This is a genomic window from Streptomyces violaceusniger Tu 4113 (assembly GCF_000147815.2).
Classification (GTDB): Bacteria; Actinomycetota; Actinomycetes; order Streptomycetales; family Streptomycetaceae; genus Streptomyces; species Streptomyces violaceusniger_A.
Map to the genome: position 1 here is coordinate 6,078,447 of NC_015957.1, position 19,901 is coordinate 6,098,347.

A 19,901-nucleotide genomic window follows, 5' to 3' on the forward strand; every position below is an offset into this window, starting at 1 on the left:
GAGGGAGAAGCGGATGCGCCCTGCGGGCTCTGGGCGGGGGCCGAACACGCCAGAGGCAGACGCGCCGAAACCGGACACGCCGGAAGCGGACACACCAGAAGCGGACGCGCCGGAAGCAGACGTGCTCATTGTCGGCTACGGACCCATCGGTCAGGTGCTGTCCATCCTGCTGGCCACCCGAGGCTGGCGCGTGCTGGTCGTGGAGCGGTGGGAGACCCCCTACACACTGCCCCGGGCGACCAGCTTCGACGGTGAGACGGCCCGGACCCTGGCGTCGCTGGGGGTGGCCGGTTCGTATCCGGAGATCGGGCTGCCGGCCGACGCCTACGACTGGCGCAACGCCGAGGGCAGGTCCCTGCTACGGGTCGAGCTGGCCGAGCGGGGTGTGCACGGCTGGCCGGAGACGACCACGATGCACCAGCCGGCGCTGGAGGCGGTGCTGTGCGCCCGCGCCGAGCGGCTGCCCAATCTGCGGGTGCTGCGCGGTTACGCCGCGACGGACCTGGTGGACCACGGCACCGGGGTCGAGCTCACGACGACGGACACGGCGGGCGGGCGGCTGCGGTGCACCGCCTCCTGGGTGGTCGGTTGCGACGGGGCGAACAGCTTCGTCCGCGACCACATCGGGGTGCGCACCACGGATCTCGGCTTCTCCTTCGACTGGCTGCTGTGCGATGTGGTGCTCCATGAACCGCGGGTGTTCTCGCCGCTCAATGTGCAGCACTGCGATCCGGACCGGCCGACGACGGCGGTGGGCAGCGGACCGGGGCGCCGGCGCTGGGAGTTCATGCGGCTGCCCGGGGAGAGCGTGGCCGAGCTGAACCGGACGGAGACGGCCTGGCGCCTGCTGGAACGCTTCGACGTCACCCCGGAGAACGCCGCCCTGCGGCGGCACACCGTCTACAGCTTCCAGGCCGCCTGGGCCGACGAATGGCGGCGGGGGCGGGTGCTGCTGGCCGGGGACGCCGCCCATCTGATGCCGCCGTTCACCGGCCAGGGCATGTGCGCGGGCATCCGGGATGTGCTCAATCTGTCCTGGAAACTGGACCTGGTGCTGCGGGGCGCCGCCGGTGAGCGGCTGCTGGACACCTATCCGCGTGAGCGCATCGACCATGTGCGGGAGGCCATCGACACCTCGGTACGGCTGGGGAGGGTGCTGTGCGTGACCGACGCCGCCACCGCCGCGAGCCGGGACGCCTCGCTGCTCGCGGGCGTGGGCGCGGACACCGGCCGGGGCAGGCAGCACGGCGCGGGTCCGCCGCTGCGGACCGGTCTGCTGTACACCGGGATCGGCACGACGCCGGTGCCGCCGGCCGGGGAGGTGATGCCGCAGGGCCGGGTGCGCCACGAGGGCGTCACCGGGCTGTTCGACGAGGTGGTGGGCACCGGTCCGGTGCTGCTGGGGTCGGCGGATCCGGCCGCCGCGCTGGAGGAGTCTCAGCTCACCTTCCTCACCGGGCTCGGCACACCTCTGGTGCACATGGTGGCGGTGGACGCCGAGGCGGCACCGGGTGCCGTCGTCGACGTCGACGAGGTGTATCTGCCGCTTCTGAAAGCGGCGCGGGCGCGGTTCCTGCTGGTACGCCCGGACCACCACATCTACGGCGCGGCCCGCACCTCCCGTGAACTGACCGCGCTGCTCGGCCAGTTCAGGTCCGGGCTGCTGGAACGACAAGGCTAGAGGAAATGCGGCAGATCCTGGCGCCGCTTGACGTTGACTTTACGGAACACCCGGGTGAGGTGCTGCTCGACCGTGCTCGCGGTGATGTAGAGCTTGGCGGCGATCTCGCGGTTGGTGTAGCCCTTGGCGGCCAGTAGCGCGATCCTGCGCTCCTGCGTGGTGAGCGCGGACAGCCCGTCCTGGCGCTGTTTCGCGGCCAGCTCGGCCTCGGGGTCGATGGGGTCGAGGGCGGCCTCCCGGCACAGGTGCTCGGCCCCGGTCTGCTTCGCGAGATGCCAGGCGCGGTGGGCCACCCGGCGGGCGTTGCGCTGGTCCCCGGAGTCCTTGAAGGCGATGCTGAGGTCGATCAGCGCACGGGCCAGTTCGTAGTCGTCGCCGCTGTCCTTGAGCATGTCGACGGCCTCGGTGAGCAGTTGCGGGCGGCGGGTGACCCGGCTGACCGCCGCCAGGGTGCGCAGGCACAGCCCGCGGGCCCGGGAGGGGCCCGGGAACAGCCGGGCTATCTGTTCCCGTACCAGACGTTTGGCCTGGTCCTGGTCGTCCTGCGCCAGCCATGCCTCGGCCGCGCTGGTCCGCCACGAGACCGCGTCGGCGCCGGGCGCGTGCCAGGTCTCGGCGAATCTGCCGCAGGCGAGGAAGTCCGCGAGCGCGGCCTGCGGGTGGTGGGTGGCCAGCCGGTAGTGGCCCCGGGCGTGCAGATAGTGTGCGCCGTGGCGGCTGTGCAGGACTGCTTCGGGTATCGGCTGTGCCACGTACTTCTCGGCCTGCTCCAGCCTGCCGGACCGGGTGGCGGCCAGGAGGGCGCAGCCCAGCACCCCGGCCAGGCCGATTCCCCAGCCCTGGGGCGCTACGAGGGCCATGGCGCGGGCCGCCAGGTCGTGGGCGCAGATGAGGTCTCCCTGCCGCAGATGGGCCTCGGCGCGGATGGCGAGGAACTTCCCCTGCCAGGCGACGGCATGGTGGGCGGCGGCCTCGGCCTCGAGCTTTTCGCACCAGGCCACGACCTCGTCCAGGCGACCCGCGTAGAGCAGCGCGCGCAGGGCGAGCGCTCCGGCCTCGGCGTTCCACAGTGAGCCGTGGTCGAGGTGGAAGGTGCGCAGCAGCAGTTCGGCGCGGTGCACGAGCTGGTCGTTGCGTCCGCGGATCAGGTCGTCGGCCAGGGTGACCGCCGAGGGCAGCCAGGGGTCGTGGCAGGGGGCGGCCTCGGGGGTGGCCGCGGCGACCGACTGGGCCAGTTTCCGCAGCCCGGTGTGGAGGGGGTACGCCATCGCCGCCCAGTTCGTCAGCGGGCGGAGGTCCTCGGTCCCGGAGCCGGCCCCCTGGTGGGCGCGGGTGCGCAGGGCGTCCAGCAGAGCGGTCAGCTCGTTGAGCGCACCGGCATTGGCCAGGCCGAGCACCAGCTCGGAGACCTCCCGCCGGTCCAGGTGGCCCGCGGTGAAGTCACGTAATTGGGGACGGAGATGACGGACGGCGACCTGCGGCTTCAACTGCCACTCCAGGCGGCTGAGCCGGGCGCGGATGCGCGCCGCGGTGGGGTCGTCGGTCCGGGTGCGCTGGGCGAGGTCCAGGCAGCCGAGCGCGGTGTCCACATCACCGGCCGCCAGCGCCTCATCCGAGGCCGTCACCAGCACTTCGGTGGCGCAGTCGGCACCGGGGTCCCCGGCGCTCATCAACTGCCCGGCCACCGTCAGGGCGGGCGCGCCGGCCTCGTGCAGCAGCTCGGCGGCCGCGCGGTGCAGGGCGGCCCGGCTGTCGGCGGGCATGTCGTCCAGCACGGCGGTGGCGGCCACCGGATGGCGGAAGGCATGGCCCTTGGTGAGCAGTCCGGCGCTGACCAGGGCGTGCAGGGCCCAACTGGTCACCTTGGCGTCCACCCCGGCCAGCCGGGCGACGTCCGCCACCGACGCCGCGCCGCCGAGCACGGCGAGGGCGCGCACCACGGACAGCATCGACGGCCGGGAGTGCGTCACGAGGTCGAGCAGAGCCCGTCCGCAGCCCTCCGGATAGCATGCGCCGCCCGCCTGCTGGTCGATGATCAGGGCCTGGACGGCCAGGGGGTTGCCACCGCTGATGCGGTGGAGTTCCGCGGTCAGCCGGGGGGAGGCGGTGTGCGGTCCGAGCAGCCGGACGGCCAGGGCGTCGACCGCGCCGCGGCTCAGAGGGCTCAGGGGGATCCGGTGCGCGTTGGGGCTCTGCGAGAGAAGTCCGGCCAGCAGGGGCGAACGCGGCCACCGCAGCGTGTGGTCATCGGTGAGCAGCACCAGGATGCGGGCGGAATGCAGCCACGGGACGATGCCGGCGAGGAAGTGCAGGGAGGGCGGGTCCAGGTAGTGGGCGTTGTCGACCCAGATCACCAAGGGGGTGGTCTCGGCAAGCTGGGCCAGCTCCATGGTCAGCTTCTGGAAGACGTCGACGATCTGGACCTCCGAGCCGCCCCCGGCCAACTCACCGTCGGTGACGGTGTGCTCGACCGCCGAGGTGAGCAGGGCGCGCACCCGGTCCCGGCTGGGCGGCGGAAGCGTCATGCCGTGGAAGAGCTGGGTCACCACGCCGAACGGCAGAAGGTGTTCCCGGAGCGAGGCGGTGGCCCTCAGGATCAGAGCGCCGTCCGGTTCCAGGGTTTCGAGGAACTCGTGCACCAGCCGGCTCTTGCCACTGCCCAGCGGCCCGTCCACGACGGCGAGCTGTCCCTTGCCCCTGGAGGCATCGGCGAGCAGCCCGCCCAGGCCGGCCAGGATGTCTTCGCGCTCGACCAGGTCGGGGGGTCCGCCGCCGGGCCCGCGGTCCCCCTGGTTTCCCTGGCCCTCCTGGTCCCTCCGGAAACCGATCGCCGGCCGACCGGCGTCGGCCGTGGAATCGTGGCATTCCATCAAGCTCACAGGCACCCCAGCTTTCTGAAATTCCTCAATCCGCGCGGCCGCTCATAGGGCATGTCCGCGCGAAAGCGCATGACGAGCAGGCAGAACTCCTCAGCGGCACAAGCGCGTTGCCCACCCTCGATGCCTGCGGCGCACCACTAGGGGAGAGAAAGGGTGAGGGAAATACACGAGCCGGGCCGGAGTCTTTTGTTTCAACAGCATGTAAACAGCCTGTGGCTGCAACATGCACCGGATAGGGGCAGTCTCGGGTCCTATCCGTAGGTCCCGGCGCGCCGCGCTGTCAAGCGAGTGAGTCGTACATCACGAAACGATCACGCCGCGTTTTTCGGCCGCCTCGGCGTGGCCCTCGTCCCTACGGGAGGGCACCGTACGGGCGGTGTGGACGCGTGGTGGGGGCCGGTGATTGGGCCGAAAGTCGACGGTCCTCGAGGGGTCCCGCGTACGTGGCTCGGCGTACCGCCGCCGAACGAGGTCGGCACGGCGAGGGGAGCGCCGCCCGACGCGACGAGGGATCAGGTCACCGCGCATGAAGTGGCCTGATCCCATGGGTGTGCGCGCCTTACATCACCTCACTGCTGTCAGACCAGCTGTACCGCCTGCTCGTACGAGGGGCGCGGCAGCCGGTCCCGGTAGGCTTCGGCGCCCGGGTAACCGATGTTGACCAGCAGGATCGACCGCCACCGGCCATCGGGGAAGAACTCCTTGTCCACCGCTGCCGCGTTGAAGCCCTTCATCGGCCCGGCGGCGAGCCCCGCCGCGCGGACGGCCAGCACGAAGTAGCCTGCCTGGAGTACCGCGTTGAAGTCCATGTGGGACTCGCGCAGTTCCTGGTTGGCTTCCAGCATCTGCTGTAACTGCGGGTTGGACGGCGCGAGGAACGGCACATACTCCGGGTACCGGGTGTCCGCGGCCAGCACCGCGGTGACCGGGGCCGAGGCGGTCTGCTCCTGGTTGGGCTGCGCCACCCCGGTCAGCAGCCGCTGCTTTCCTTCCTCGGTGCGCACGTACGCAATGCGCAGCGGATTGATATTCGCCGAGGTCGGGGCCCATTTGAACAGTTCGTAGATGGCCTGCAGACGGTCGTCGCCCACCGGCTTGTCGCTGAAGTCATAGGCCGTCTTGGCCTCGGTGAAGAGAAGTTTCCGCCCCTCGGGGGAAAGTGCGTACAGGGCCTGATCGATATCGGGGGCCAGGGTGCTGTCCGACATGGCCGTTCCACTCCTTGCTCACGGTATGGCAAATCGCCCTCAGCGTACGCGTAGGTGGCGTGCGGCGGCTGAGACTTGGTCAGGTGCGCCGGTGGCGTGGTCTACCGCCGCGCGGATCATGTGTGGCACGCTCTTGGCATGATGCTGGCGGCGCGTCGTTCCGGAAAGCAGGCGGTCCCTTGAGGGCCGCCGTGCTGACGGAGCCCGGTGCGCTGTCCGTGGTGTCCGTGCCGGAGCCGTCCTGCGGCCCCGGGGACGTGCTGATCCGGATGCGGGGCACGGGGCTGTGCGGCTCCGATCTCGCGGTGCACGCGGGACACCGGCGGCCACCGCGTCTGCCCTGGATCCTGGGCCACGAGGGGACGGGGCGGATCGTCGAGCCGGGCAGTGCGGTCAGCCGTCTGCGCACCGGCCAGGACGTGGTCATCGAACCGGACTACTGCTGTCTGACGTGTGCCCCCTGCCGGGCCGGGAGGACGTCGGCCTGCGCCGGCCGGGCCGCTGTGGGACTGACCGTTCCCGGTCTGCTGAGTGACTACGTCGTGGCACCCGCCGCGTTCGTCTGGCCGGTCGCCCCGCGGCTGCCGCTCGAGGACCTGGTCTGTGTGGAACCCGCGACCGTGGCCCGGGCGGCGATGCGGCGCTCGGGCATCGCTCCGGGGCAGAGCTGCCTGGTGATCGGGGCCGGTTCCCAGGGTCTGCTGCTGTGTCAGGCGCTGGTCGACCACGGTGTGACGGTGTTCGTCCAGGAGCCCAACGAGGCCCGGCTCGACCGCGCGTGTTCCCTGGGCGCGACGCCCCTGCCACCGGACACGGACGGGCTCCCCTGTCTCTTCGAGACCTCCGGCGCCCCCGGAGTCATCGAGCAGGGGCTGCGGCGGCTCGCCAAACCCGGCACCGCCGTTCTGATCGGGATGAACACCTCTCCTCTCGGGGTCTCGCCCCGCGATCTGGTGGTGGGACAGATCACCCTCATCGGCAGCATGATCTACGACCATCCGGTGGACTTCGCCCGGACCGTCAGCGCCCTGGAGTCGCGGACACCGCCCCGGCTCGGGGCGGTGGTCAGCGACGGCTATGCCCTGGAGGACGTCCAGGAGGCGTTCACCGCGGCGTACACCGCGGCGGGAAAGGTGTGGGTCGACCTCTCCTGAACGGCGGCTCAGGCGCAGCCACTCAGGCGCAGCCGCTCAGGCGCGGCCGCTCCCGCGGCGAACCTCATTCGGCCGGCCCGGTCAGACGCAGCACACTCCCCTCCCCGTTGGCCGATACGAGGAGGGCCCCGTCCGGGGCGACGGCGAGCCCGGCGAACTGGCGCGGGCGGCCGGGGACCCCGGGGACCGGCTCGGGTTCGGTGCGTGTGATCCCGGGCGGCAGGCCGACCGCCAGGTTTTCGGCTTCGATCCTGCTCTCACCCGTGGCCGGCGAGATCGCCCGCAGCCGCCGGTGCGCGACCTCCACCGTGAACAGCTCGTGACCGCGCACGGCCAGGCCCTGCGGTGCGCCGAGCCCGTCCGCGACGACCACCGCCGTGCCGTCCTCCAGCCGGAGCACCGCACCGCGCCGGTCGTCGCTGACGTAGCAGCGCTGTTCGCCGTCGAAGGCGACGTCCAGGGGGTGGTCGAGTCCCTCGGCGAGCACGCTCACCGTGTCGGTGTCGTCGATGCGCAGGATGCGGCCCGCACCGGTCTCGGCGACCACGAGGGAGCCGTCCGGTGCGACGGCGATTCCGGTGGGCTGGTCCAGCCCGGTGGCCCGTACTCGCATGGTCTTGTTGACGGGGTCGTGAGTGCGCACATCGCCGAGCTGAGAGGTGAGGTGCAGCAGGCCGTCGTCGGCGGTGACGTTGTGCACGGCGTACATCAGCTCGTGGGTGACGACACCGGGCTCGCCGCCATCCTCACCAGCGCCGGGACCGGAGCCGGGACGGAAGTCGGCACCGAGATCGGGACCGGAGCCGGAGCCGGAGACGTCCGGGCTCGCCAGGCGGAAGTGGTCGGCGGCGTACACCGTGCCACCGAGGTCGACGGTGATGCCGAACGGCCCGTCGAACCCCTGGGGGACCACCACCCGGGTCCTGCCGTCCGTGTGCACCTCCGCGATCCCGCCACTGGCGAAGCTGGAGACGAACATCCGGTTCTCGTGGTCGAACGCGGCGTTGTCCAGCCCCACGATGCCGCTTGCCACGACCATCCGTGCCCCGGTGTTCAGATCGATCCTGGTCACCAGACCGGCCCTGCCACGGGACAGGACGACGAGCACGCCGCCCCGGTCGAACCGCACCGCGACCGGGTCGTCCACCTCCTCGGCGACCAGCTCGGGCACGCCTCCGTCGGGCGGGATCCGCCAGACCTGGTTGCGCATCATCTGCGGGTAGTACAGGCAGCCGTCGGGGCCGAGCTGCATCGCGTTGCCCAGGGCCAGCCCGTCGGTCAGCACCGCAGGGTCACCGCCGCCGGGGAACAGCTCCATCAGCCGGCCGTTCATCTTCATCTCGTTGACGAAGAGGCGGTCGCCGACGCAGGTGATGCCGTTGGGCACCGACACCTGGTCGGAGACCAGGCTGTACGCGCCCTCCGAGCTGCGCCGCCACACCCGGCCGGGGGTCAGATCGGCGATGTACATCGAGCCGTCCGCCCCGAAGGCCAGGTCGTCCGGCGCCTCCACCGGGCCGTCGAGCGGCACCACCACCTCGACGTCGCCCGAGGCGGGGTCCACGGCGCTGATCTGCCCGGCGAGGAACTGCGCCACGTACAGCCGCCCGTCGGGGCCGAACGTGACGCCGTTGGAACCCCACAGCCGGTTCGTCCTGGTCAGTCGACGCACCTCCAGGCGGTCGCTGGTGGCCTGGCCGCGGCCGGTGCCGTCGAACCGGCTGGGGTGCATCGTCGCTCCTTGGGAGTGGGTGATATCCATCGGGGTCAGACGACCAGCACGTCGTTCATGCCGCCGTCCGCGCGCCAGCGCCTGAGCAGTTCATGGAAGGCGATCGGCCCGTCGCCGAAGGACTCGCTGCGCTCCCTGGGCATGCCCTCGTTGTTGTAGTAGCCGGGGGTGCACTCGGCCTGGAAGGCGTACAGGTCCGCCGCCTTCTCACGGATGGTGGCGCGCCAGGCCGCCTCGGCCTCGGCGGTCGGCTCGACATACCGGGCCCGGCGTTTGCGCGCCTCGACGAGCACCTCGGCGACATGGATCGCCTGCTCATCGAGGATGTGCACATAGTTGACGGCGCTGGCGTTCTGCAGCGGGCCCAGCTGGAAGAGGTTGGGGAAGCCGTGGCTGTAGAAGCCGTGGAGCGTCTTCGGGCCGTCGCTCCAGGCTTCGGTCAGGGTGACACCGCCCCGGCCGTGCACCGGGAGGAGTCCGGAGGTGACGCCGGAGACGCCGACCTCGAAGCCGGTGGCGAAGATGACGCAGTCGACCTCGTACTCGACCCCGTCGACCACGACGGCGTTCTCGGTGATGCGCTCGACGCCCCCGTGGTCGGCCGTGTCCACGAGTGTGACGTTGGGCCGGTTGAAGGTGTCCAGATAGGTGTCGCTGAACGTGGGGCGCTTGCACATGTAGCGGTACCAGGGCTTGAGCGCCTCGGCCGTCGCCGTGTTCTCGACGATGGAGTCCACGCGGCCGCGGATCCCGTTCATCTTCTGGAAGTCGGCGATCTCGTAGAGGCGTTCGCGCTCCTGGGGTGGCAAGCCCGCGTAGCTGTCGGTCGGGATGAGCTTCTGCTGCAGCCGCGCGGTGCTCGTCCAGCCGTCGTTCACCAGGTCCTCGGCCGCCTGGCCGCCGGTGACGACGGCGAGGAAGTTGTCCCTGCGGCGCCGCTGCCAGCCGGCGGTCAGCGATGCGGCCCACCCCGGATCGGTGGGGCGGTTGCCGCGCGCATCGACCGAGGAGGGCGTGCGCTGGAACACATACAGGTGCTCGGCGTCCCGTCCCAGATGTGGCACGACCTGGATGGCGGTGGCGCCGGTGCCGATGAGAGCCACGCGCTTGTCGGCGAGGCCGTGCAGTCCGCCGCTCGCGTCGCCGCCGGTGTAGTCGTATTCCCAGCGGCTGGTGTGGAAGGTATGGCCCTTGAAGGTCTCGATCCCGGGGATGCCGGGGAGTTTCGCCCGGCTGAGTGTTCCGCTGGAGATCACCACATGGCGTGCCCGGATGCGGTCGTCGCGGTCGGTGTGGACGGTCCACTCCAACTCAACGTCGTCCCAGCGGAGTTCGGTCGCCTGGGTCCGGAAGCAGACATCGCGGTAGAGGTCGAAGTGGCGCCCGATCGCCCGCGCGTGCTGTCTGATCTCCTCGCCCGGCGCGTATCGCCACCGCGGTACGTAGCCGATCTCCTCGAGCAGGGGCAGATAGACATAGGACTCGATGTCGCACTGGACACCCGGATAGCGGTTCCAGTACCAGGTGCCGCCGAAGTCCCCGCCCTGTTCGATCATGCGGATCTCCCGCACACCGGCCTGCCGCAGCCGCGCACCGGCGAGCAGACCGCCGAATCCGCCCCCGATGATCAGTACCTCGACCCGGTCGTGCAGTGGTTCCCGGGTGAACTCCGGTTCTACGTACGGGTCCTGGGCGTAGGAATCGAAGCCGACGATGCGCCGGTACTGCTTTCTGCCGTCGGGGCGGATCCGGCGGTCACGCTCGGCCCGGTACTTCGCCCGCAGGGCGTCCGGGTCGAATCCCAGCTCCTCGGCGTCCATGGACGTGCTGGCGGTGGGCGGATGGTGGGGGGTGGACATAGGGGGTCCTCGTGCCTTAGGCGTCGGAAGGTCTGCGGGGCTCGGGCGCCGCCCGGGGTCCGTTGATCGGCGACGCGGGTTCAGCCTCACAGAAAACGTTCTCACTGCGCAAGGTTTCCCAGTGGGCAAGAATCGGCCTTCTCGCGTATGCTCACCGGCGATGACTACCGGCCTGCGCGAGCGCAAGAAGGCGGCGACCCGCCAGTCGCTGCACGATGCCGCCGTGCGCCTCGCCGCCGAGCACGGCGTCGAGCACCTCACGGTGGAGGCCATCGCCGATGCCGCCACCGTCTCCCGGCGCACCTTCTCCAACTACTTCGCCAGCAAGGAACAGGCGCTGCTGCACCACGACAGGGCGCGTACGGTCCGGCTGGTCGAGCTGATCCGCGCCCGCCCGGCGGGGGAATCCCTGATGACGGCGGTCATCCGCGCCGCCGAGCAGCACTCCACCGAGTTCGCCGCCGACCCGGCGCAGGAGGAGCAGTACCGGACCCTGCGGCTGCATCCGGCGCTGCTCCCGGAGCTGGTGGCCACCTACGCCGCCGCCGAGCGCGATCTCGCCGAGGCCGCCGAAGAGCGCCTCCCCGCCGGGCCGGACACCCCGCTGCGGGCCCAGGTCCTCGCCGCGACCCTGCTCGCCGCCTTCCGCGTCGTCGGGCAGACGGCTCTCGAACGCCGTGAGCGCGATGTCGTGGACCTGCTCCGGCAGGCCATCGGCATCACCCGCGAGGGCTTTTGCTGACCGTTTTCACCCGGCCGGGGGACGGCCAGGGGGACGGCTGGGCCAAGCGTGGCCGGATCTGAGCGGCCCTCGATAGGCACTGACTATCGAGATGATCAGAATCATATCTTGGCCCTTTCGACCCGCCGGGTTCTACCGTCGTGTTCATGGCATTGACAACGCGGCCGGAGCAGCGTCCGACGCGGGCGGAGCGACGGCCGTCCATGGCGCTCACATTCTGGCAATCGACGCTCGGCAAGAAGATCGTCATGGGCGTGACCGGTCTGATCATGATCGGTTACCTCTGTGCCCACCTGCTCGGAAACATGAAGATCTTCTTCGGTCCCGGGGAGTTCAACGGCTACGGACACTGGCTGCGCGTCATGGGGGCGCCCGTTCTGCACCATCAGTGGGGCCTGTGGATCGCCCGTATCGTCCTCGTCGCCGCGGTGATCCTGCACGCTGTGTCCGCCTACCAGCTGAGCAGGCTTGACATCAAGGCCCGCCCGCAGAGGTACGTCCACGCCAAGCCACGGATGAGCTATGCCACCCGGACCATGCGCTGGGGCGGGGTGATCCTGGCCCTGTTCATCGTGTGGCACATCCTGGACCTCACCACCGGCACCACGCACAGTGGCGGATTCCAGGAGGGCCATCCGTACCAGAACGTGGTGGACACCTTCTCCACCTGGTACGGGAACGTCATCTACATCGTGGCGATGCTGGCCATGGGCATGCACGTCCAGCACGGCTTCTGGAGCGCCGCGCAGACCCTCGGCGCGGGCAGCCGCACCCGTGACCGTGCCCTCAAGGCCACTGCCAATGGGCTGGCGATTCTTCTCACCGCCGGGTTCATCTCGATACCCGTCGGTGTCATGACCGGAGTGGTGAGCTGACCATGACCTCGTACAGCGAATACACCGATTACACCGTCGGCGAGCCGATCGAGGACGAGCTGGCCCCCTCCGGACCGGTCAGCGAGCGCTGGGACACCCGCCGCTTCCAGGCCAAGCTGGTCAACCCCGCCAACCGCCGCAAACACACCATCATCGTGGTGGGCACCGGCCTGGCCGGTGGCGCCGCCGGCGCCACCCTGGCCGAGCAGGGCTACCACGTGGTGCAGTTCTGCTACCAGGACTCGCCGCGCCGGGCCCACTCCATCGCCGCCCAGGGCGGGATCAACGCGGCGAAGAACTACCGCAACGACGGCGACTCGATCCACCGGCTGTTCTACGACACCGTCAAGGGCGGCGACTTCCGCGCCCGCGAGTCCAATGTCCACCGTCTGGCGCAGATCTCGGTGGAGATCATCGACCAGTGCGTGGCCCAGGGCGTGCCGTTCGCCCGGGAGTACGGCGGTCTGCTGGACACCCGCTCGTTCGGCGGCGTGCAGGTCTCCCGCACCTTCTACGCCCGCGGTCAGACGGGCCAGCAGCTACTGCTCGGCGCCTACCAGGCGCTGTCCCGCCAGATCGCGGCGGGCAATGTGGAGATGCACGCCCGCACCGAGATGCTGGACCTGATCGTGGTCGACGGGCGGGCGCGCGGCATCGTCGCCCGTGACCTGGTGACCGGCAAGATCTCCACGTACTTCGCCGACGCGGTGGTGCTGGCCAGCGGCGGCTACGGCAACGTCTTCTATCTGTCGACGAACGCCATGAACTCCAACGCGACCGCCATCTGGCGGGCGCACCGGCGCGGCGCGTACTTCGCCAACCCCTGCTTCACCCAGATCCACCCGACCTGCATTCCGCGCTCCGGGGACCACCAGTCCAAGCTGACCCTGATGAGCGAATCGCTGCGCAACGACGGCCGGATCTGGGTGCCCAAGGCGAAGGGCGACACCCGGCCGGCGGCCGAGATCCCCGAGGACGAGCGCGACTACTACCTGGAGCGGATCTATCCTTCGTTCGGCAATCTGGTGCCGCGCGACATCGCCTCCCGCGCCGCGAAAAACGTCTGTGACGAGGGTCGCGGCGTCGGACCCGGCGGCCAGGGCGTCTATCTGGACTTCTCCGACGCCGTCGCCCGGATGGGCCGCAAGGCGGTCGAGGAGAAGTACGGCAATCTCTTCGACATGTACGAGCGGATCACGGCGGAGAACCCGTACGAGGTCCCGATGCGCATCTACCCCGCGATCCACTACACGATGGGCGGGCTGTGGGTCGACTACGACCTGCAGACCACCGTGCCCGGGCTGTTCGCGATCGGCGAGGCCAACTTCTCCGACCACGGTGCCAACCGGCTCGGCGCCTCCGCGCTGATGCAGGGCCTGGCCGACGGCTACTTCGTCCTGCCCTCGACGATCAACGACTATCTGGCCCGCCACCCGCACAAGGAAGAGGTCGATGCCGGTCACCCCGCGGCCGTGGAGGCGGTGCGGGAGACCGAGGACCGGCTGGCCAAGCTGCTGGCCGTCGACGGCGACCGCACCCCCGACTCCTTCCACCGTGAGATCGGCGAGCTGGTGTGGGAGTTCTGCGGCATGGCCCGCACCGACGAGGGGCTGCGCAAGGCGCTGGACCGCATCCCGCAGATCCGCGAGGAGTTCTGGCGGCGGATCAAGGTGCCGGGCACCGGTGAGGAGTTCAACCAGTCGCTGGAGAAGGCCAACCGGGTCGTGGACTATCTGGAGCTGGCCGAGCTGATGTGCCTGGACGCCCTGCACCGGGCCGAGTCCTGCGGTGGCCACTTCCGCGAGGAGTCCCAGACCCCCGACGGCGAGGCCGCCCGTAGGGACGAGGAGTTCACCTACGCCGCGGCCTGGGAGTTCACCGACACCGGCGCCGCCCCCGTGCTCCACAAGGAGCACCTGACCTTCGAGTATGTCCACCCCACTCAGCGGAGCTACGCATGAAGCTCACCCTGCGCGTCTGGCGCCAGAAGAACGCCGACACCCCCGGTGCCATGGCCACCTACCAGCTCGACGGCGTCTCCCAGGACATGTCCTTCCTGGAGATGCTCGACATCCTCAACGAGGAACTCATCGTCAAGGGTGAGGAGCCGGTGGCCTTCGACCACGACTGCCGCGAGGGCATCTGCGGTGCGTGCAGCCTGGTGATCAACGGTGACGCCCACGGTCCGGAGCGCACCACCACCTGCCAGCTCCATATGCGGTCCTTCCAGGACGGCGACACCATCGACATCGAGCCGTGGCGTGCCTCCGCCTTCCCGGTCATCAAGGACCTGGTGGTGGACCGCTCCGCGTTCGACCGGGTGATCCAGGCCGGTGGCTTCATCACCGCCCCGACCGGGGCCGCGCCGGATGCACACGCCACTCCGGTGCCCAAGGCGGACGCGGACTTCGCGTTCGAGCACGCCGAGTGCATCGGGTGCGGCGCCTGCGTGGCGGCCTGTCCCAACGGTGCGGCGATGCTGTTCACCTCGGCCAAGGTCAACCACCTCAATGTGCTGCCCCAGGGCTCTCCCGAGCGGGAGACCCGGGTGCTGGACATGGTGTCCCAGATGGACGCCGAGGGCTTCGGCGGCTGCACCCTCACCGGTGAGTGCGCCACGGCCTGCCCCAAGGGCATCCCCCTGTTCTCCATCACCGCGATGAACAAGGAGTGGCTGCGGGCGACCCGCAAGGTCAAGCGCTGACCCGCACTCCCCCGAAAACGGCACCCCTCGACAACGCTCCGTGGATGGGGTGTCCCGGCGGCGGAGGTCTCTCCGGACGCAAGACCTCCGCCGCCCAACCCAGCGGCCGGGCGCCGGGCCATCGGCTTATGTGCCCGCCACCCGGCCGCTAGGTTGGGCGCATGTATGCCACGCGGGTCTCCCGACGTATGAACGCTCCGCGCTCGGCCGTCTACCGGGCGCTTCTCGACGCGAGCGCCGTCGCGGCCTGGCGGGTGCCCGACGGCATGACCTGCCGGGTGCATGAGTTCGACCCCCGCGAAGGGGGGACCTTCCGCATCTCGCTCCTCTACGACGACCCCGCGAGCACCGGCAAGTCGGGCGGCCGTACGGACACCTACCACGGCCGCTTCAGCCGGCTGGTGCCGGACGAGCAGGTGGTCGAGGTGTCCGAATTCGAGACCACGGATCCCGCCCTGCGCACCACGATGACGATGACGACCACGCTCACCGACGCGGAGGGCGGCGGCACGGACGTCCACATCCTGCACGAGGGGCTCCCCGACGCCGTACCGGCCGCCGACAACGAGCTGGGCACCCGCATGAGCCTGGACAAGCTGGCCGAGCTCGTCGAGACGGGCCGGGAGCCTCGGTAAGAGGATCCGCGACTACCGCCGGTCGCGGTCGAAGAACGCCTGGGCCAGGCCGTCGAGCACATGGCCCAGACGGCGGTCGAAGGCGTCCTGCGGATCGGGGGGCCGGGGGGCCTCCCGCAGGGCGCGCGTGGAGAGCGGGTACTCACCGCTCTCGGCGGCCTTGTCCAGGAACGACGGCCCGGGCGCGCCGGTCTCGCTCGCGTCGGTCCGGCGCTGTCGGGCCTCGTGCCGGCGGGCCTCGGCGAAGGCATGCCCCTGGACGAACGCGAGCAGGGTCCGCCAGGCGTCGAGCATGTCGCCGGTGTCCAGCCCGTGGCCGTCCAGAAGGGCCAGGGTGGACTCCGTCATCGCCAGCGTGCCCGGCCCGAAGTCCTCGGCGTTGAGAGCGTGTCGGGCCAGCCAGGGGTGGCGCAGGGTCACCTGGCGGATCCGGTGCGCGGCTTCGGTGAGGTCGGCACGCCAGTCGCCGGTCGGGGGCGGGGCGATGGCCTCGGCGCTGACCCGGTCGGCCATGAGGGTGATCAGGTCGTCGCGGCTGTCGATATAGCGATAGAGGGACATGGCGCCCGCGCCGATGTGCTCGGCGACCTTCCGCATGGTCACCGCGTCGAGCCCTTGGCCGTCCGCCACCTCGATGGCGGCGGTCGCGATGGCCTCGTAGGACAGGGCGGCTCGTGCCGCCTTCGCCGGTTGCGCGGCCTTCTCCCAGTTCACCATGGGCAGTGATCGTACGCTAGCGTACGCTGTACTCGACGCGTACGACGTACGCGAGGAGGTCTCGCGCCCTCCGCGACCCCGCGCCGTCCCGACATCTGGAGCGCCACCATGGACACCACCGCCCCCGCCGCCGACTGCGACGTGCTGGTCGTGGGCGCCGGTCCGACCGGCCTCACCGCCGCCTGCGAACTCGCCCGACGCGGCGTCAGCGTCCGCGTCGTCGACAAGGCGGCGGCCCCCTTCAATGGCTCGCGCGGGAAGGGTCTGCAACCACGCACCCTGGAAGTCCTGGACAACCTCGGGGTGGCGGGGCGCCTGATCACCCTCGGCCGTTTCCGCATGCCGCTCCGGTTCCACGACGCCGACGGCACCTTCCGGGACGTGGACCTCAGCGGCGGCGCCGAGCCGACGCCCGACAGCCCGTACGCGCGCACCCTGCTGATCCCGCAGTGGCGGGTGGAGGAGACCCTGCGCGAGCGCCTGGAGGAGCTGGGCACCACGGTGGAGTGGAACAGCCCGGTCGCCGATCTGGTGCGGCACACCGGCCATGTCGAGGTGGTGTTCGCCGACGGTGGGCGCGCCACGGCCCGCTATGTGATCGGCGCCGACGGCGGCTCCGGGGCGGTCCGGCGCCTGCTGGGCGTCGCGTTCCTCGGCGCGACCGACGAGGACGAGCGGATGCTGCTCGGCGATGTCCGGCTGGACGGCCTGGACCGCGATCACTGGCACATCTGGCAGGGCCCCCAGGGCGGTTCGGTCGCGCTGTGCCCGCTGCCGGCCACCGACACCTTCCAGATCCAGGCGCCCGTCGCCCCCGGCGACAGCGGCGCACCGACCCTCGAGACCTTTCAGCGCCTCGTGGACACGCTGATCGGACCGGACGCGGTACGGCTGCGCGAGGCTACATGGCTCTCGCGCTGGCGGCTGAACGTCCGTATGGTCGACCGCTACCGCGTGGGCCGGGTCTTCCTCGCCGGGGACGCCGCACACGTGCACTCCCCCGCCGGCGGCCAGGGCATGAACACCGGTGTCCAGGACGCCGTCAATATCGGCTGGAAGCTGGCCGCCGTACTCCAGGGCGCCGACGAGTCCCTCCTGGACACCTACCAGGCCGAGCGGCTTCCGGTGGCGGCGGCCGTACTCGGCCTGTCCTCCCGCCTCATGGGACAGGGCATCGGCGAGCACGGCGAGGACACCGAGCGGATGCTGCAGATCGGCCACACCTATCGTGGCGGGCCGCTCGCCCCCGCCTCGCCCGCCGAGGCGGAGGGTCCGGGCGCCGGGGACCGCGCACCCGACGCTCCCTGCCACCGCGCCGACGGGCGGCGGGTGCGGCTGTTCGACCTCCAGCGCGGCGGTCACTGGACCCTCTACGGATTCGGGGTACGGCCCCGGCCATCGCACCCCGCGGTCCGCGCCGTGGCCATCGACGGCGAGGCCGGCGGCGAGATCACCGACACCGGCGGCCACGCCCGGCGGGCCGTACGCCGCCACCGAGGGCGAGTACGTCCTGGTCCGCCCCGACGGGCACATCGCCGTCCGCACCCACGACGAGGCGGCCATCGACGACTGCCTGCGCCCTGCCCTGCCCCCTCTCCCCTGGCTGGGCCGTGCGGGCAGCGCAGACCGCCCCGGTGAGCTCATCCGGGCCGATCGTCGTCGAAGGAGTCCAGATGGGCGGTGAGATCGTCGACGAAGCGCGCCAGAAGCCGACCGAACGCCTCCCGGTCGTCCGGGCTCCAGCCGGCCAGGGCGTCGCCGAACCAGCCGAGGACGGTCCGCATATAGCGGTCGGTCGCCGCCGCCCCTTCGGCGGTCGGCTCGATGAGCCGAGCGCGCTGATCGTCCGGATCGGTGACCCGGTGGACCAGCATCCACTCGCACACCAGGGGCCTGGCCTTCGGCCCCGAGGAGCCCTACCACCGCCATCTCGGCCACAGCTTCGCCGGATTCACCATGCCCAACCACCTCGGGCTCGCCCATGAGGGTCTCACCTGGAACGTGCCGGGCAGAACCGCGGTCCTCTACGCACCCCGCGACGGCGACCGGGTGCACGCCTTCCTCAGCTTCCTGCGCCCCGACCCGCCCCTCGACGCCTTCCGCGACCCCGCCGCCCAGCGCGACCTCGTGGCCGGGACGTTCGCCGGATACGCATGGGAGATCCCGCGCATGGTCGCCGCCATGCGCGACAGCGACGATCTCTTCTTCGACGTGGTCGGCCAGATCCATATGCCACGGTGGTCCACCGGCCGGGTCGCCCTGGTCGGCGACGCCGCCTACGCGCCGTCGTTCTTCTCCGGCCAGGGCTCGAGCCTGGCGCTGGTCGGCGCGTACGTCCTCGCCGGCGAGCTGGCCGCCGGCCCCGACCACGCCGACGCCTACGAGAGGTACGAGCGCACCGTGCGGTCGTTCGTGGAGATGAACCAGGCACTCGCCACCGAAGGAAGCGCGGGCCTGTCTCCCCGTACCCCCGAGGATCTGGCACGGCGCAACGAGGCGCTGCGCGACCCGTCCCCCGTGCTCAACAGCACGGGGCGGCACGCGCACTCGGCGCTGGCCCTCCCCGGCTACGACGCCGCGTAAAGGCAGGTCACGCCGATATCGGCGCCGGCCGGGTCAGCCGGTGGTGCCGACGGCCTGGGTGGGGCCCGAGCCGGAGGTCACGATGGCCGGCACCCGGTCGGCGGGGTCGAGGGAGTAGGAGTAATACGCCTTCGGGTCGAACGCGGTGCCGCCGCTCTCGTTGCGGCCGGTGGTGTTGACGAAGACGTTGCCGCGCTGGACCAGGGTGGCGGTGGTGTCCTTGATGACGGGGTTCTTGAAGCCCTGGAAGTAGCTGTTCTCCAGCACCATCTTGGTGTTCCCCCGGGCGTAGTTGCCGTAGGAGGAGTTGATGTCCGTCCCGGGGTCGTCCTGCAGGTAGTTGTTGTAGAGATGCGCATGGGCGATGTTGTCGGCGGACGGGTTGCGCTGCTCGCTCTCGCGGAACCAGTTGTGGTGGATCGTGATGTCGGCCGTGGTGTTCTCCGTCCAGCCGATCCCGAAGCTCTTGTTGTTCTGCTGCAGCCGGTTCCAGGACACCGTGAGGTAGGTGGTGTCCTTACGGCTGTCGATCAGCCCGTCGGCCATATGCCGCAGTTCGTTGTGATCGATCCACACATGGTGGGCGCCGTCCATCTGGATGGCGTCCCAGTCGTGCTCCTTGTCGTTCCAGGTGCCCTCGTAGGAGTCACGGATCGTCAGGTTCCTGATGATGACGTTGTGCACGCCCTGGCCCAGGAAGAAGCCGCCACCGACGATCTGACCCGAGGTGCCCGAGCCCACGATGGTCTTGTCGGAGGCGACCTTGATCTCCTTGCCCTTGGGATCCATCGTGATCGCCGCGGCCACGACGATCACGTACGGCTCGGCTGCCGTCGCGTACTTCTCGAGATCGGCGAGGGTCCGCACGGTGACGGTACGGCCGTCCCGGCCCCCGTACGTCCCGTTCTGCCCCAGCGCGCTGACGGATGCGAACCCGTCGGCGACATCGGCGCTCCAGGGCGCGGCGGCCGGTCCGCGCGCGCCTTCGGCGAATGCTCCCTCCCCCGGCAGAGCGACCGCTCCCGCCAGCGTCAGGGCCCCGACGACCGCTGCCAGCCCACGGCGCCTGCCGCGCCCCACCGCCCGACGTTCGGCTTCCATGGCCCACCACTCCCACTGCTCGACGACATCT

14 protein-coding genes and 2 pseudogenes are annotated in these 19,901 nt (G+C 70.6%); 9 read left to right on the forward strand and 7 right to left on the reverse strand.

Annotated elements, in window-relative coordinates:
- The first annotated feature begins 13 nt into the window (after positions 1 to 13).
- Entirely contained in the window at positions 14 to 1,681 is a 1,668-nt protein-coding gene (locus STRVI_RS24935) for a bifunctional 3-(3-hydroxy-phenyl)propionate/3-hydroxycinnamic acid hydroxylase (RefSeq protein WP_014058405.1), read from the forward strand.
- Here STRVI_RS24935 and STRVI_RS24940 read toward each other — a convergent pair.
- Together STRVI_RS24940 and STRVI_RS24945 are read right to left on the reverse strand one after the other, a co-directional pair.
- Positions 1,678 to 4,551, reverse strand: coding sequence for a helix-turn-helix transcriptional regulator (locus STRVI_RS24940; RefSeq protein WP_014058406.1), 2,874 nt, complete (start codon positions 4,549 to 4,551; stop codon positions 1,678 to 1,680). The two genes, STRVI_RS24935 and STRVI_RS24940, sit on opposite strands and share 4 nt — an antisense overlap.
- 587 nt (positions 4,552 to 5,138) lie before the next feature.
- On the reverse strand, positions 5,139 to 5,768 hold the full coding sequence (locus tag STRVI_RS24945) for a malonic semialdehyde reductase (RefSeq protein ID WP_014058407.1): 630 nt from the start codon (positions 5,766 to 5,768) through the stop codon (positions 5,139 to 5,141).
- A 191-nt stretch (positions 5,769 to 5,959) separates the two neighbouring features.
- On the opposite strand from STRVI_RS24945, the gene STRVI_RS24950 reads away from it, so the two are divergent.
- Complete coding sequence (locus STRVI_RS24950) at positions 5,960 to 6,922, forward strand: zinc-dependent alcohol dehydrogenase (RefSeq protein ID WP_014058408.1); 963 nt, start codon at positions 5,960 to 5,962, stop codon at positions 6,920 to 6,922.
- Between the two features lie 64 nt (positions 6,923 to 6,986).
- On the opposite strand, the gene STRVI_RS24955 is transcribed toward STRVI_RS24950, so the two are convergent.
- Positions 6,987 to 8,654, reverse strand: a complete 1,668-nt coding sequence (locus STRVI_RS24955) for a hypothetical protein (RefSeq protein ID WP_014058409.1) — start codon at positions 8,652 to 8,654, stop codon at positions 6,987 to 6,989.
- A 35-nt stretch (positions 8,655 to 8,689) separates the two neighbouring features.
- Positions 8,690 to 10,513, reverse strand: a complete 1,824-nt coding sequence (locus STRVI_RS24960; RefSeq protein WP_014058410.1) for a flavin-containing monooxygenase — start codon at positions 10,511 to 10,513, stop codon at positions 8,690 to 8,692.
- Between the two features lie 160 nt (positions 10,514 to 10,673).
- On the opposite strand from STRVI_RS24960, the gene STRVI_RS24965 reads away from it, so the two are divergent.
- The 5 genes from STRVI_RS24965 to STRVI_RS24985 all read left to right on the forward strand — a co-directional run bounded on the left by STRVI_RS24965 (position 10,674) and on the right by STRVI_RS24985 (position 15,469).
- On the forward strand, positions 10,674 to 11,255 hold the full coding sequence (locus STRVI_RS24965) for a TetR/AcrR family transcriptional regulator (RefSeq protein WP_014058411.1): 582 nt from the start codon (positions 10,674 to 10,676) through the stop codon (positions 11,253 to 11,255).
- 146 nt (positions 11,256 to 11,401) lie between these two features.
- The gene (locus tag STRVI_RS24970) at positions 11,402 to 12,130 is read left to right on the forward strand and encodes a succinate dehydrogenase (RefSeq protein WP_043239718.1); all 729 of its coding nucleotides are present in this window, start codon (positions 11,402 to 11,404) and stop codon (positions 12,128 to 12,130) included.
- Positions 12,131 to 12,132: 2 nt separating this feature from the next.
- Entirely contained in the window at positions 12,133 to 14,091 is a 1,959-nt protein-coding gene (locus tag STRVI_RS24975; protein WP_014058413.1) for a fumarate reductase/succinate dehydrogenase flavoprotein subunit, read from the forward strand.
- Positions 14,088 to 14,834, forward strand: coding sequence for a succinate dehydrogenase/fumarate reductase iron-sulfur subunit (locus STRVI_RS24980; RefSeq protein WP_014058414.1), 747 nt, complete (start codon positions 14,088 to 14,090; stop codon positions 14,832 to 14,834). Before STRVI_RS24975 ends, STRVI_RS24980 begins: the two co-directional genes overlap by 4 nt.
- A gap of 161 nt (positions 14,835 to 14,995) precedes the next feature.
- Positions 14,996 to 15,469 (forward strand): SRPBCC domain-containing protein, encoded by a 474-nt coding sequence (locus tag STRVI_RS24985; RefSeq protein ID WP_014058415.1) that lies wholly within the window; start codon positions 14,996 to 14,998, stop codon positions 15,467 to 15,469.
- 12 nt (positions 15,470 to 15,481) lie between these two features.
- Here STRVI_RS24985 and STRVI_RS24990 read toward each other — a convergent pair whose 3' ends face one another.
- The gene (locus tag STRVI_RS24990) at positions 15,482 to 16,186 is read right to left on the reverse strand and encodes a TetR/AcrR family transcriptional regulator (RefSeq protein WP_014058416.1); all 705 of its coding nucleotides are present in this window, start codon (positions 16,184 to 16,186) and stop codon (positions 15,482 to 15,484) included.
- Positions 16,187 to 16,294: 108 nt separating this feature from the next.
- Between STRVI_RS24990 and STRVI_RS24995 the strand changes: the two genes are divergently transcribed.
- A complete protein-coding gene (locus STRVI_RS24995; RefSeq protein ID WP_014058417.1) occupies positions 16,295 to 17,824 on the forward strand; it encodes an FAD-dependent oxidoreductase in 1,530 nt (509 codons plus the stop codon).
- A gap of 2 nt (positions 17,825 to 17,826) precedes the next feature.
- Here the strand turns inward: STRVI_RS24995 and STRVI_RS25000 are convergent, their stop codons facing one another.
- On the reverse strand, positions 17,827 to 18,060 hold the full coding sequence (locus STRVI_RS25000) for a MarR family winged helix-turn-helix transcriptional regulator (RefSeq protein ID WP_050993747.1): 234 nt from the start codon (positions 18,058 to 18,060) through the stop codon (positions 17,827 to 17,829).
- Between STRVI_RS25000 and STRVI_RS25005 the strand changes: the two are divergent.
- A pseudogene (locus tag STRVI_RS25005) lies at positions 18,059 to 18,769 on the forward strand (FAD-dependent oxidoreductase); the annotation flags it as partial. The gene STRVI_RS25000 and the pseudogene STRVI_RS25005 sit on opposite strands and share 2 nt — an antisense overlap.
- Positions 18,770 to 18,808: 39 nt before the next feature.
- Here the strand turns inward: STRVI_RS25005 and STRVI_RS25010 are convergent.
- Positions 18,809 to 19,870, reverse strand: a pseudogene (locus STRVI_RS25010) (pectate lyase family protein); the annotation flags it as partial.
- Between the last annotated feature and the right edge of the window lie 31 nt (positions 19,871 to 19,901).